This window comes from Mesorhizobium sp. M1E.F.Ca.ET.041.01.1.1 (assembly GCF_003997355.1).
GTDB lineage: Bacteria > Pseudomonadota > Alphaproteobacteria > Rhizobiales > Rhizobiaceae > Mesorhizobium.
The window spans coordinates 33,316-47,596 of the sequence record NZ_RZSL01000006.1 but is presented as its reverse complement, the minus strand read 5'-3'; the positions used below and the strand labels follow the sequence as shown (position 1 = coordinate 47,596).

General features: G+C 58.8%; 10 protein-coding genes and 1 pseudogene. 10 read left to right on the top strand and 1 reads right to left on the bottom strand.

Annotation, left to right across the window (positions count from 1 at the left end):
* Positions 1–151: 151 nt before the first annotated feature.
* From EOA38_RS01725 to EOA38_RS01715, 3 genes and pseudogenes are all read left to right on the top strand, one after another.
* The gene (locus EOA38_RS01725; RefSeq protein WP_126080650.1) at positions 152–1,390 is read left to right on the top strand and encodes an acetyl-CoA carboxylase biotin carboxylase subunit family protein; all 1,239 of its coding nucleotides are present in this window, start codon (positions 152–154) and stop codon (positions 1,388–1,390) included.
* 493 nt (positions 1,391–1,883) lie between these two features.
* Complete coding sequence (locus EOA38_RS01720; RefSeq protein ID WP_126080651.1) at positions 1,884–3,053, top strand: Xaa-Pro peptidase family protein; 1,170 nt, start codon at positions 1,884–1,886, stop codon at positions 3,051–3,053.
* A gap of 513 nt (positions 3,054–3,566) precedes the next feature.
* A pseudogene (locus EOA38_RS01715) lies at positions 3,567–3,669 on the top strand (transposase); the annotation flags it as partial.
* Positions 3,670–3,815: 146 nt separating this feature from the next.
* On the opposite strand, the gene EOA38_RS01710 reads toward EOA38_RS01715, so the two are convergent.
* Positions 3,816–4,037: a hypothetical protein gene (locus EOA38_RS01710; protein ID WP_127256907.1), complete on the bottom strand. Its 222-nt coding sequence runs from the start codon at positions 4,035–4,037 to the stop codon at positions 3,816–3,818.
* 1,096 nt (positions 4,038–5,133) lie between these two features.
* Between EOA38_RS01710 and EOA38_RS01705 the strand changes: the two genes are divergently transcribed.
* The 7 genes from EOA38_RS01705 to EOA38_RS01675 all read left to right on the top strand — a co-directional run bounded on the left by EOA38_RS01705 (position 5,134) and on the right by EOA38_RS01675 (position 14,235).
* Positions 5,134–6,297 (top strand): M20 aminoacylase family protein, encoded by a 1,164-nt coding sequence (locus EOA38_RS01705; protein WP_126080652.1) that lies wholly within the window; start codon positions 5,134–5,136, stop codon positions 6,295–6,297.
* 190 nt (positions 6,298–6,487) lie between these two features.
* Positions 6,488–7,603 carry an ABC transporter substrate-binding protein gene (locus EOA38_RS01700; protein ID WP_126080653.1) on the top strand — a complete coding sequence of 372 codons (1,116 nt, stop codon included), beginning with the start codon at positions 6,488–6,490 and terminating at the stop codon, positions 7,601–7,603.
* 85 nt (positions 7,604–7,688) lie between these two features.
* Entirely contained in the window at positions 7,689–8,786 is a 1,098-nt protein-coding gene (locus EOA38_RS01695) for an ABC transporter ATP-binding protein (protein WP_126080654.1), read from the top strand.
* 17 nt (positions 8,787–8,803) lie between these two features.
* Positions 8,804–10,576, top strand: coding sequence for an ABC transporter permease subunit (locus tag EOA38_RS01690; protein ID WP_126080655.1), 1,773 nt, complete (start codon positions 8,804–8,806; stop codon positions 10,574–10,576).
* A gap of 122 nt (positions 10,577–10,698) precedes the next feature.
* Positions 10,699–12,405: an acetolactate synthase catalytic subunit gene (locus EOA38_RS01685; RefSeq protein WP_126080656.1), complete on the top strand. Its 1,707-nt coding sequence runs from the start codon at positions 10,699–10,701 to the stop codon at positions 12,403–12,405.
* A gap of 15 nt (positions 12,406–12,420) precedes the next feature.
* Positions 12,421–13,437, top strand: a complete 1,017-nt coding sequence (locus EOA38_RS01680) for a cyclase family protein (protein WP_126080657.1) — start codon at positions 12,421–12,423, stop codon at positions 13,435–13,437.
* 12 nt (positions 13,438–13,449) lie between these two features.
* The gene (locus EOA38_RS01675; protein ID WP_126080658.1) at positions 13,450–14,235 is read left to right on the top strand and encodes an SDR family NAD(P)-dependent oxidoreductase; all 786 of its coding nucleotides are present in this window, start codon (positions 13,450–13,452) and stop codon (positions 14,233–14,235) included.
* The last annotated feature ends 46 nt before the right edge of the window (positions 14,236–14,281 follow it).

Genomic DNA, 14,281 nt, shown 5'->3' with positions numbered 1-14,281 from the left:
TGCAACAAATGCTTCAAATAAATTTATAGAATCTTTGCGAGCGCAAGTCCCTGAAGGTTATAGGTTCATCTTAAATCTGAGGTCAGGCGCGCTGAAAGAGGCTAATACCCTGTTTACGCCCGGACCGCCGCAGCTCGCAATGGAGAAATGGATGCCAAGAGCAACGAGAGCGCTTATCCTAGTTGAAGGTCATAGGGGAATTGGTCTGCGATACGTCCAAGCGGCCCAGAGTCTTGGTTACCATCCAATTACCCTGTCGGCTGATCCTGCTCGGTATGACTACCTTGCGGCGGAAAGTGTCGAGACAATCCGTGTCGATACAGACAATCTCGATGCGCTGATTCACGAATGTTCGCGGCTACGTGCGACGTATGACATTGCTGGCATTACTGGCTTTGCGGGCGACGACGAGTCGATCTACGCGACAGTTGGCAAGCTCTGCCTGCATTTCGATCTACCGGGACCGAACCCCGCATCGATTGAACAATGCTGCGACAAATTTACTCAACGTCAGCTCCTCGCGGAGGCCGGCATTCCAATACCTGCTTATCGCTTAGCAGCGAATGCAGCGGAGGTTGAAATCTCTGCCGCCGAGATCGGCCTGCCGGTGATTCTGAAGCCAGTCATAGGCAGCGGCAGCATCGGTGTGCGATTATGCAGCACCGTCGATGAGTTAGCCGAACATACCACCTACCTATTGGGTGGGAAGCATATTTGGCGATCTTCACCGAGGATACTTGTTGAAGAATACGCGAATGGTCCAGACTACGGCGCTTACGCAATGGGAAATGAAATCGTTGGGATAGAGGCTGCTGTATATGGCGGCCAGCCGCATTTCGTCTGTAGTGAAGGAACCTTCCCAGCCCCGCTCATTGATGACGAGTACAAACTTATGGCCGATGTTTCGCTGAGTTGCTTGCGATCTCTCGGCCTTGGCTGGGGGCCAACCAGTATCCAATTCCGATGGACGACACGTGGTCCAGTCGTTATTGAAGTCAACCCGCGGCTTGGTGGTGGTCCTCAACCGGTTCATCTGGCTTACGGAGTCGACCTCGTCACCGAACACATCAAGCTTGTCATCGGTCGCGAATGTAACCTGCGCAAAAGCCATTCACATATCGCGGCCTGGCGCTCATTGTTTCCTGATCGCGATGGCATCCTCGATTGGATCCATGGCGGCAGTCAGGCTGCTGCTGTACCGGGTGTCGCCGAAGTCAAATTTTATGTTGAGCCCAAGACGCCGATCATCAGGAAGGGCGATTACCGAGACTCCATGGGGTACATTATCGCCGTTTCATCCAACCGTTCTCGGACAAAGTCGATACTCCAGCAAGCCATCGACCTAATCGACTGGTCGATCACACCATTTCCGACTGAACAGGAACAATAATCGGTTCCTCGTCTCTCCGCACCAGCGCAGATGTCCCAGCCAAAGAGTGATCGTTGCCGAACATTGGTGCGATTGAGAGCACGAAAGAGATGCGGAGCCATAGCTATACTTTGCGATCCGTGGCGAATCGCGATCGGTTGATTTTTGCTGATTCACAGAAGCCTCGTGCTTTGCTTTCCGCGACACGATCGTGAGTGGCGACTGATTACCTGCGCTCCAAAGGGGCTTTGCGCGAGCTAGGCTTCGCTTGATCAGGCGGCCGCCACCTGCTGAACAAGTCTCTCGGAGACATCTTGCAGCCAGATGACGTCGATATGGAAACTGCATTTGACCATGGCCGCTGGGCGTTCAATCGTCTGACTTCTCTAGCCGCGAGTTGAACAACAAGCACAGGACGATCAAGCCTCAGCGACCGGATTGTGCTGGCCAGTCTTAGCGGAGGCTGTGTCATTGTTGCGCGAATGCAAACCTCAAAAATCAATGGAGTAGACTCATGACGATCCCAAAGGGTGTACAGGCATTTCCACGCACTGAATACCTGCGCCGGCTGTCCGCCGTGAAGGCTGAAATGGAGGGACGCGACGTGGACGTACTGCTCGTTTTGGACGCTTCCAATATCACTTATCTTTCAGGCTATACCACGCCGTCCGGATATGTTCCTCAGGCGCTTGTGATTGACGGGGTGGCTGAGGAGCCGACATTCATCCTTCGTCGTTGCGATGCGCCGGCGGCCATGTACGAATGTTTCATGGAACAGGATAAGATCATCGGCTACCCGGAAGCGCTCATTGGCAATCTAGCCAACGACGGATACGATGCCGTCATCGACTTCCTGAATGAAGCTGGTCTCGCGAAACGGGGGCTGGGTATCGAGATGTCGAGCCTGCCTGCAGCGACATCGGAAAAGTTCAAGTCACGGCTGCCTGAGGCTCGCGTTGTAGACTGCACCAAGCTTGTCAGCTGGCTCCGCCTAGTCAAATCCGATCTCGAAATAGAAGTCATGCGGGAAGCCGCCGCCATTTCCGACGCCGCGATGAAGCGCGCCAGCGAAGTCATACGTGCCGGTGTAGCGGAAGCCGACGCGGCGGCAGAGATCGCGGCGGCGTTAATCCGGGGAGCGAATGGAAAGCCGGGAACGGCGCTGAAGGCCTTCTATCTCTGCGCCTCGCCTCGGATAGGTACCTGTCACATTCCGTGGACGGGGGACGTGTTCCGCGACGGGTCCCAGATCAATCTCGAACTCGGCGGCACTCGCCATGGATATTCCGCGGGCCTCATGCGTACTTTCTCGATCGGCGCCCCGTCCGAACGCCTGCGCCGCATTCATGAGGCCCAGGTCGAAGGCCTTGAGGCGGCACTCGCCGCAGTCCGGCCGGGATCAACGTGCAGCGAAGTGGCCAACGCGTTCTACAAGACGCTCCGCAAACACGGTTTCGAAAAGGAAACGCGCTGCGGCTACGCGCACGGCATTGGCTGGCTCGAACCGACTGCAAGCCTCCGGGATGGCGACACGACTGAGCTGAAGCCGAACATGACCTTTCATTTGATGCTGGGCAACTGGATTGAGGACGACTTCGGTTACGTGATCAGCGAGACATTCCGGGTCGCCGGCACCGGCGCTGAGGTAATCACAAACACGCCGCGGAAGATCTTCGAAATCTGAACGGGCAATCGTGTCCGGTCGCCTATCTATTCGATCGTGTTGATGTCAGGCGCTTCTAAGTTGTCCGAATCGCCGGCGTTTTGATGTCCTCCGGAGGGTCTTGCTTCTCTCCGGATTGGCTCTTGGGATTAGAAGAATGGCGGAAAGATCTGTTCGGCGTCTGATTCAATGATGCGATCAGCACGTGGACCGTAGCGAACTCCCTCCGAAGGACTTCTGTCCGCCAGTTGGCGGATTTGAGGTGACACTAGTTGCGATGGCTTCTGGAGCGATTGCGGTCAAGCTTGTTAGTGCTTCATGTCCTATTCGATTGTTCGATCGGTTGGCGACCATCTCCTCGTCCTGACTTGGCTTCGGCTGTGCCGCGGGGGACTGGCCGGTCGTGTTGGCCGGCAGGTCATCGCGTGCGCGACGTGGCTTTGATGGAGCTACGAGCCCGATGGCTGCGATCGCGGCTGGTCTCGCGGCGCACCGCGACGATTTCCAGATCCGTGCCTTCCTCATCGAACAGGCGCATGGCTTGGCCTCGTGCCACGGCAATACAGTACCGGAGGGAAGCCGACTGTCCGCCGCATCTCAAAACCAGGAAGCCGCTTATCTGCGAATTCTGTTAATCCAGGCGGCCAGCTTCGGCGCATGGCTGCAGAATGCCGCGCCGCGGCTTCATCGCAGCAAGCTCGCCACGGCACTGGCTATCGCTGAAGCGCCAAAGTCCCGACAGCGATCGAAGGCTTCGCTGTGCCGATCGCCGCGACCAGGAGATCATCGGCGCGACGCCGGCACGCTCATCAGGCGACGGCAGTTCGCCTCGTTCTGGCTGATCTCCTCGATCTCCTGGCTGACCGTTTCGATGAGCTCGTCGAGCCACAGCCAGTCCTCGTAGAGTCCAACGATCGGATCGCTCATGCGCGGCGATATCTCGTCGGCACGGTTCTCCAGGATTGCGAACTGCGAGTTGCGAAGTGCTCTCGCGCCGGGCAGCACGGCAATACCGTGCTGCGCAATGGCTGGACATTCGGCAGCACCGAAACGAGGTGACGGCCATCTAAACCGCCACCCCCCAGTGCGCGAGAAGCATGGAGCGAATATGAACGCACCCGGAATCTGTTTGACCCAAATGGTTGCCTGGCAACCTATCCGCTAATGAGATTAACGGTGCGTGCGAATTCCCCATCAAGGCCATGACACGCGAGCCGACCAAAAGGGCCGGATACATATGAGCGACTTCCGCTATCCTCCACGCCTCACTTGCGATCAGCAGCCGGTCCATACAATTGGGTCAGGTGGCCGCAAGCATGGTGTCTTGCCGTTTCCAGCGAAGTTCGGTGGCGTCCAGCCACGTGCGAGGCATGATCACCGCCAGTCTTCTGGCAAGCGCGACAATGGCTTTTTGCGTCCCTCGCCGATTGGCGACGTTCTTCGCCCCGGCCTTAAACCACGACCAATTTGCCAACGCGTCAGCGGGACTGGGCGGCCTCGAAGGCAACGACCTCTTCATGCCTAGGCCCGCAGGGGGACATGCATTCAACGCGCTCCCTTTCTCCCTGCTGAAATTACCCGGTCATGGCCGACTTCATTATCTCCGGAGGGACAACCCCGGTCGCCTACGAAACAAGATCGATCACGACCAAACAATTGCCCTAGCCACCTGACGGCGATCATCGATGCTGTGATTTGCGACAATGACGCTGCTTCCCGGACCCTTTTTCGATCGCAGCCTGATTATGCTCGATGTCGGAGGGAAATCCTAGCTTCCGCCGCCCCGTGACTAGTGCCATCGCCGAGGCCGCGGTCCACGCTGTCATGGATGATCTGGTCAGAGAGGGCCTCACGATCTTAATTCGGTGGGCCGGGCCGACGCGCGAGGACGCAGACATCCAAGGGTCAGTTCCGTAACCGACTTGCCCCACGGCGACCTAGCATGTGCTGGCCGGGACCGACCTCTGTGCTGAAAAGCGAGCCTCGGGTCCATCTCGTTACTAGATGTCGATGATACACAAAAGGCATTTGACGAAATCGTGCTGCGGAATGATGCTCGCTTAAATAAGGCACTAGGACAGAAAAAGCTGGGAACTAATAGATGTACAGCGTCGACACTTTCCGACATCTCCAGGAAGAAGCCACGCAATGGCGCCGCTACCTGCACCAGAATCCGGAACTGGGATACGAGGTGCACAATACGGCGAAGTTCGTTGCTGAGAAGCTGGCCTCCTTCGGTATCAATCACATCGAGACGGGCATCGCCGAGACCGGCGTGGTTGCCCTGATCCAGGGTGAGGGCGGGGAGGGGCCGACGATCGGACTGCGCGCCGATATGGATGCCCTGCCGATCCTGGAAGCGTCGAACAAGGCCTGGTCCTCGCGGATACCCGGCAAGATGCACGCGTGCGGCCATGACGGCCACACCGCGATGCTATTGGCGGCTGCAAAACACCTCGCCGCGACGCGCAACTTCAAAGGCTCAGCGGCTTTGATCTTCCAGCCCGCCGAGGAAGATGGACGAGGTGCTTTGAAGATGGTCCAGGAAGGAATCATGGAGCGCTTCAACATCTCCCAGGTCTACGGCCTGCACAACTCACCCGGCACTGACATTGGCCAGTTCGCCATCCGGGAGGGCGGTATGATGGCGGCGCTTGACGAGTTTGACATCATCGTCAAGGGGAGGGGCGGGCATGCAGCTTCGCCCCACAGGACTGTCGACCCTGTGGTCACCGCCGCACAAATCATCGTTGCCCTCCAGACCGTGGTGTCCCGCAACACCGACCCCACTGACGCCCTCGTCGTTTCTGTCACGAAGTTCACGGCGAGCCAAGCCTACAACGTCATCGCGGACCAGGTCGAAATGGGTGGGACTGTCAGGAGTCTGACCTCCGCCGTGCGCGATCTGGCGCAGCGGCAGATCAGGTTATGCGCCGAGGGCGTGGCCCACGGGATGGGCGCGGAAATTGAGTTCAGGCATCGGCGGCTCGAACCCCTTACATTCAATCACACGGCCGGAACACATTTCGCGATCACCGCAGCCCGCGGCCTCGTGGGCCATGACGCCGTAAACGACAACGTCAAGCCTTCGATGGGATCCGAAGACTTTGCCTACATGCTGGAAGCGCGGCCGGGCGCGATCATCCTCTTGGGGAACGGCTCGACGCCGGGCTTGCACAATCCCGCTTACGATTTCGACGACGAGGCGATCCCGTATGGCGTGGGCTATTGGGTAACCCTCGTCGAGAAGATTCTGGCGGCCTGACTTGTCGGGTTACGGCTCGTGAACCGGGCTGAACGGCGAGAGATGCTTCAGTTGACCGTGAAACGCGCAGGACAGGACCGCGTCGGCACCGCCACGTAGATCACTTCGCGAAGTCTCGATTGCGGCCGTCCGCTGGGTCGGCGAAAATTGCATATTCAATTATGCTCAACATTAAAAAAGGGGAATGGCCATGAGCTTCTCTATTATCATTAACCGCAGGCGTTTCCTGCAGGCAGCATCAACCGCCTTGGCTGCCGGCGCACTTCCTTCCATTGCCAGTAACAAGGCATCGGCGCAGACTCCTGGCGAACTGCGCGTCCTTGTCTACGGTGGCGATACCGGAAAGGCGATGATTGAGGCCTATGTAAAACCATTTGAAGCCGAAACAGGCATTAAGATGACCCCGATTACCGATCAGGGCGACCGGGCATCGATCGAGATGATGGTTGCGCAGAATAACGTCACCGTCGATGTTGTCACCGCTAACCAGGGATCTTCGTTCGAGTTGTCCCAAAAGGGTCTTTTTGAGCCGATCGATTATTCTATTTACAGGAATGAAGACCTAGACGGGCTCGCCGACTTCGCAAAGCAGCCGTTTGGCGTAGCTAACGTAGTTTATGCGTTCGTCATGGTCTACAATACCGAAAAATTCCCAGCGGGTAAGCTGCGGCCGACCACATGGGCGGAATTCTGGGACGTGAACAGTTTCCCGGGTGTCCGCAGTCTTGTCAGCGGCCAATATGGTTCAGAAGGCCCTTGGGAGGAAGCCCTTCTCGCCGATGGCGTAAATCCAAAGGATATATATCCTATGGACCTAGATCGTGTTTTCAAAAGTTTGGACAGAATAAAGCCCGATATTCGCAAATGGTGGGGAACAGGGTCCGAAATCCAGCAGATGATGCATGACAAGGCAGTAGATCTTGTAAATGCCTATGATGGTAGGGCCGGCACGTTGATCAAGCAGGGAGCACCGCTTGAAATTAATCGTAACCAGGCGAAAATAACTTGGGACTACTGGCAGATTGTGAAGGGGTCTCCTAACGCGCACGCTGCGCAACAGTTTGTCGCATTTACCGCGCGCGCCGACCGTCAGGCAGCATTTTCACAACTCATGCCGTTCGGCCCGAGCAACCTCAACGCGTTCAAGGTTCTACCGGAAGATATTGGGCGCTCGCTGGCCAGCCACCCCGACTACCTGAGGTCAAGTGTGCTAATCGACTCGAAATGGTACGCCGAGAAGGGATCGGACGGGCTCACGAACACCGAAAAGCTGGTCCAGCGCTGGAACGAGTGGATCCTGCTTTAAGCCCCTGTCGGCCTTTTGCGACGGCATTTACCGATGACGTGCCGCACCGAACCAGCACGTCATCGTTCGGCTTGGAGTGACGAACATGAATGCACCAGTCAGAACGCTGCATCCGCTAGCTAAGGATAGACCATTGGAGAAACTCGCTCTTTCCGAGCAAATCGAATTTCGGAACGTCACCAAATTATACGGTCAGGTCATTGCGGTCAGGAGCCTGTCGTTGACCGTTGGGCGCGGCGAGTTCCTCACGATCCTTGGTCCGAGCGGTTCTGGCAAGACGACGACACTCATGCTGCTGGCGGGGTTCGAGGCGCCTACCGAAGGTGATATCCGCATCGCTGGGAAGTCCGTCGCCTCGGTACCTTCCTATCGGCGCGATCAGGGCGTCGTCTTCCAAAGCTATGCGCTCTTCCCGCACCTCACCGTTCGCCGCAACCTTGAATTTCCGCTCGAGATGCGCGGCATCAGGTCGGCTGAGCGGGCCGCGAGAGCCGAACGCATCCTGTCACGTGTCCATTTGGACGGCTTGGGTGACCGCATGCCATCACAGCTCAGCGGTGGGCAGCAGCAGCGCGTGGCGCTCGCCCGGGCCCTCATAGCCGACCCTCCAATCTTGTTGCTAGACGAGCCGTTGGGAGCACTAGACCGTAACTTGCGTGAGCAAATGCAGGGTGAGATCAAGGGGCTTCACAAAGAGTTCGGAATCACTACGGTGTGTGTCACACACGACCAGGAGGAGGCGCTCACGCTTTCCGATCGGATCGTGGTGATGAACGCTGGACGAATTGAGCAAACTGACACGCCTGAGGCGCTATATGACCGTCCTGTCTCCCGGTTTGTCGCGAATTTCCTTGGGGACGCCAACATCCTCGATGATCCGTCATTCGCTGTTGAGTCGGATACGCCGCAACCGGACGGCACCGTCGCGATGATCCGGCCGGAACGTATACGGATCTCCGCCCCTGGCGCCACGAAGAGTGCCGACGCCGATCAGCGCCAGCATGTCGCCGGCACCGTGACCGATATGATCTATGCCGGCCCGCTGCGAAGATACCATGTGGCTGTCGGCGATAACGACGTGGTCATACGCGAACACGTCGCCGCGGGGCGTCAGATCTTCCAGATCGGGGACACCATTCAGCTCGACTGGTTGAGATCGGACATCCGCTTCGTCACGACGTGATCTCAGGGGACTCGCAGATGTTGACTTTACAAAAGCTTACGCGGGCCTCTGTTGTGCTGACCTTTCCGGCGCTCTGCCTCCTGCTACTCGTCTTTGCCATACCGATCGTCCAGCTCTTCTTAAACAGCATCAACGCCCCCGCGCTCTCCCTCGTCAATTACGTGACGTTCTTCGTGCATCCTGCGAACGTTCGCGTCCTCATCCAGACCATCGAGGTAAGCATCGTAGCCACGGTCATCTGCGCTATCATCGGCTACCCGACGGCCTACCTGATCACGGCTGCTTCGAAGCAGGTCCGGTCTGTCTTGGTCATCCTCGTCCTGATCCCGTATCTCACGAGTTCGCTGGCCCGAACCTACGCCTGGGTCATGATCCTAGGTGACCGCGGCCTTATCAATAACCTGCTGCTCGATCTGCGCGTCATCACCAGTCCTCTGCCTCTGATTTACAACCGTATGGCCATGTATATCGGCATGGTCCACATCATGTTGCCGATCATGATCCTGCCGCTAGTGAGCGTGATGCTCGGCATCGATAAGTCGCAAGTGGCAGCCGCGCGCAGCATGGGCGCGCGTCCGTTCTCGGCCTTCTGGCGCGTGTTCTTACCGCTCAGTCTGCCCGGCTTACGCAGTGGTGCGTTGCTCGTCTTCATCCTGAGCCTCGGATTCTACATCACGCCCGCAGCCCTTGGTGGCCTGCGCGATGCCATGCTCTCGACTTTCATCGCGGCTGAGGTGCAAAGCTCATTCAATCTCGGCCGGATAGGGGCAGCGTCATTTATTCTCCTCGCGATCGCGATGACGGTGCTCGCCGTCCTCAGACTCAATCCGGCCGGCCCCAAAGGCAATGCTGCGTCGGATCGGCGAAACCGTTTTCCCGCAGCGGGGGCCTTGGTGCGACATCTCACTGAGCTCGGCACGCTTCGGCGGGCGCGTCGCTGGAACATGCATCTTTACCGCGCTGGCGACGCCACCCATGTGTGGAGGTTCATAGGGATCACGGTAGTCATATTCACCCTACTCTTTCTCCTCTTCCCGGGCGTGGTGGTGATCATCGTGTCTTTTAGCGCCGGAACGCAGTTGGAATTCCCTCCATCCGGCTTTTCCGTGCAATGGTATCGTTCGTTTTTTGCCGATCCGTCGTGGAACGGGGCCGCGCTGAGCAGTTTCGAAATTGCAATCTCGGTAACCATAATCTCGACCATACTCGGCACGCTGGCCGCCTATGGACTCAGTCGCAGCGCGCCAATGCTGCGCAACGTGCTCACGTTGGTCCTCCTAGCACCGATCACCTTTCCGGTGATCGTGGTCGGCATCGCAGCCTACCTTGGTCTGGTATCCTTCGGCCTAGTCGGATCGAAGACAGGCATCGTCTTGGCGCACAGCATTGGCGCTATGAGCTATGTCGTAGTTGTCGTCGCGGCAACGCTGGCCAACTTTGACATTAGTCTTGAGCAAGCCGCTAAGAGCATGCGGGCCGGGCCGTTCCGGACATTCATGAGGGTGACTCTGCCTTTGATCCGGCCAGGCATCCTCGGCGGGGCGGTTTTTGCGTTCCTCCATTCGTTCGACGAAGTGGTCATATCCTTGCTCGTCAGCGGTCTATCCATACGCACGCTTCCCTTAAAGATGTGGGAAAACATCCGGCATGAAATCGACCCCACCGTCGCCGCGGTGGCGTCGCTGCTGATGCTTCTGCCCGTGCTCTGGCTCGTCGCCATGTACTTCATCTGGTGGCGGTCAAGATCCAGAATGCAAGCTGCCTCAGCCCGCATGCTCGCCGCGGTCTGAATCCGCACTACTCGTTAGGGCTCCCGGGCAGTGCCAGCGTGTCAACCGCACGGCATGTTACGCGCCTTGGGGCCGCGGTCACTCTGCGCCTGACCATTCAGAACTCTATAGGAAGAAACACGATGACAGAAATCGAACCTACCGTTGCCGTAACAATCGCTCGTGCGTTGTCGCGCCACGGCGTGAAGTTCATATTCGGTCAGAGCCTTCCTTCCGCCGTGATCCTCGCTGCGGAGGAAATCGGAATCCGTCAAATCGCCTACCGCCAGGAGAATATGGGTGGTGCGATGGCCGATGGTTTCGCGAGGGCCTCGGGACAGGTCGCGGTGGTCACCGCCCAGAACGGTCCAGCAGCGGCACTGCTCGTTGCACCGCTGGCCGAGGCCCTGAAGGCCAGCATCCCCGTGGTGGCTCTCATTCAGGAGGTAGAGCGACTGCAGGTGGATAAGAATGCCTTTCAGGAACTCGATCACCTGGCGCTTTTCGCATCCTGCGCCAAGTGGACGCGCCGTATTGGCACCGCGGATCGGGTTGACGACTACGTGGACGCCGCGTTCGTGGCTGCGGCGAGTGGCCGGCCGGGGCCTGCCGTCCTTTTACTGCCGGCTGACCTGCTCCGCGAGACAGCCCAGCCCAGCGCCCACAAGCGCGAGGCATGCCTCAGCGCCTGGCCCCTCGACCGGACCCGGCCGTCGGATGCCAGCATTGCCGAAGCGGCTTTCCTAATCGCGAAAGCCCATTGCCCGGTGGTCATGGCGGGTGGGGGCGCCCTTTCCACCGGCGCGCCATCGGCTCTGGCGAACCTTCAGGAATTTGCCTCGCTCCCTGTATTCACGACGAACATGGGGAAGGGTGCCGTCAATGAATTCCACCCCCTTTCATTCGGCGTGCTCGGATCCCTCGTAGGGCCAACATCGCTTGGCCGCTTCACGCGGAGCTTGGTCGAGGATGCCGACCTGATCCTGCAAGTTGGAACACGAAACAACCAGAACGGCACCGACAGCTGGCGCCTCATTCGTCCGGGTACAAGGATCATCCAGATCGACCTTGACCCGCAGGAGATCGGGCGCAACTACGAGGCAGTCCGCCTCGTCGGGGATGCAGCAGAAACCCTCAAAGCACTCACGCAGGCCCTCAAGACCCAAGATCTCAAGGCAAGGTCACAGGCGCGCCCCGGTCTGGCCGAGCGGATTGCCGATGCCTGGCGCCAGTTCGAGACGGTCAGGGCACCCCTTCTAAAGCAGGCAACCGCAGGGATCAGGCCAGAACGCGTGATGGCGGAACTGCAGAATCTGCTCCAGCCAGAGATGATCATCACTGCTGATGCAAGCTACTCATCGATGTGGGTCGTCGGTCATCTGCGAGCGCCACGGGAAGGGACGCGCTTCCTCACACCCCGTGGGCTCGCCGGGCTCGGATGGGGCCTTCCGCTCGCCATTGGAGCAAAAGTCGCGCGGCCTTCGGCACCTGTTGTGGCGCTTGTCGGGGACGGCGGCTTTGCCCATTCCTGGGCCGAATTGGAGACGATGGTCCGCATGGGAATTCCGGTGACGGTCGTCGTCCTGAACAACGGCATCCTCGGCTTCCAGAAGGACGCAGAAACCGTGAAGTTTGGGGCCTATACCACAGCCTGCCATTTTGCAGCGGTTGATCACGCGGCGATTGCGCGCGCCTGTGGCTGCGAAGGGATAAGAGTCGAGGACGCTGCGGCTCTGCCGGAGGTCCTCAAGCGAGCCCTCGTCGCCGAGCGGCCGACACTCATCGAGGTGATGACGGATCCCGATGCGCATCCTCCGATTTCGCTGTTTGCCGGGACCCTGGATCACTGAGCGGAATGGCGTTACGTGGGCAACCGATGGAACAATAAGCCGGAAGGCGCAAACCGGGGCCTGTTCGGCGCCGACGACGAAGTCGGGCGCCTCAACCTGATCACGGATGACATCCGACTGAAAGCGGCCGCCGAGATCAGGACCGGCCGGGCTTTCTGCCTCAGCTTGCCACTGGATCTCCCCGGCGGGACTGCGCTCAATCCGAACCGCAAGCCGCCGCGTCGTCATGTGGCGATACGCAAGCAGGGACTGCCGGCGGTGAACTATCCCCTATATCTGGAGAACACTCATTACATTGACGCGTCCTGCGATGACAGCGTGACACTATTCACACAATATTCGACGCAGTGGGACGCCCTTAGCCACATCGGGCAGCATTTCAACACCGACGATGACGGCACCGCTGAGATCGTCTATTATAATGGCTTCAGGGGCGGCACGGATGTTCTTGGACCCGATGCCGAAGGCGGAGCTCGCGCGCGCCGATTAGGCATCGACAAGTTCGCCGAGACCTGCGTCCAAGGTTGGGGCGTGCTGCTTGACCTAGGCAGGATCTATGGACGGGACCGAACCCTGGTCGGCTACGATGCCCTAGTGCGTGCTATGCAGACTCAGTCCGTTAAAGTCGAGGCGGGCGACATACTGTGCGTTCACACCGGATTCGCCAAACTTGTTGTCGACATGGACGGCAGCCCGGATCCGCGTGTTCTGCACAATGCCTGCGCCGTACTAGAGGGGCGGGACGACAGGCTGCTCCGGTGGATCGACGACTGCGGTATCGCCGCGCTGGTTGCCGACAACTTCGCGGTGGAGGCGTATCCGAATCGCGTACCGGACGGCTGCGACCACTGCGCCGGCCTGCCGCTGCACCAGCATTGTCTATTCAAGCTTGGCCTTGACGAGCTCTGGTATCTATCGGACTTGGCTGCGTGGCTAAGAGATCATAACCTTAGCCGGTTTTTCCTTACCGCTCCGCCTCTGCGCCTGCCCGGCTCGTTCGGCTTGCCGCTGACACCCGTCGCCACAGTGTAGGAGAAGTAGGTCGTGGACCAGGTTTCGCACGCGACCGCATTCGCCGGCAAGGTGGCTCTGGTGACAGGCGCCGCGCGGGGCATCGGACTTTCGATCGCCACCCGGTTTCTCAACGCCGGCGCCAATGTTGTGCTGGCGGACCTCTCCGAGAGTGACCTGAACGCCAGCATTTCGACCCTGTCTTCGGACTGTACTGGGCGGGCCTTGGCGGTGCGCGTTGATGTGTCCACAGACGCTGATGTCACGCGAATGGTCCAGGCTACATCGGCTCGATTCGGGCGGGTCGACATCCTGGTCAACAACGCGGGAATCTCTCCGAAACACGGCGGACGGAAGGCAACGGTTGAGGAGATGCTCGCCGTGGAGTGGCGTCAGGTTCTCGAAGTAAATCTGACAGGCGCCTTCCTCTGCTGCCGGGCTTGTCTTCCCCACATGCGGGCGGCGAAATGGGGCCGGATCATCAACATCGCATCGGTGGCCGGCCGAACGAAAACCGAGATTGCAGGAGCACACTATGCCGCGTCAAAGGCCGGCATGATGGCCCTTGCCCGCACCCTTGCGGTTGAAGTCGGCTCAGCGAACATCACGGTGAATTCCATTGCGCCGGGTCGCATCGAAACTCCGATGGCTGCCGCGGCTGGTGCCGAACTTAACCAGGCCTACGTCGCCAGCATTCCTGTCGGCCGACTGGGCACCGGTGACGACATCGCCGCTGCGGTCGCCTACCTGGCATCTGAAGACGCTGCCTTCCTCACGGGTGTCACGCTCGACGTTAACGGCGGCTCATTCATGATCTGATCCGCCTGGCGGCTGAATACTTACAAGACTTGAAAGTGGAGCTCTG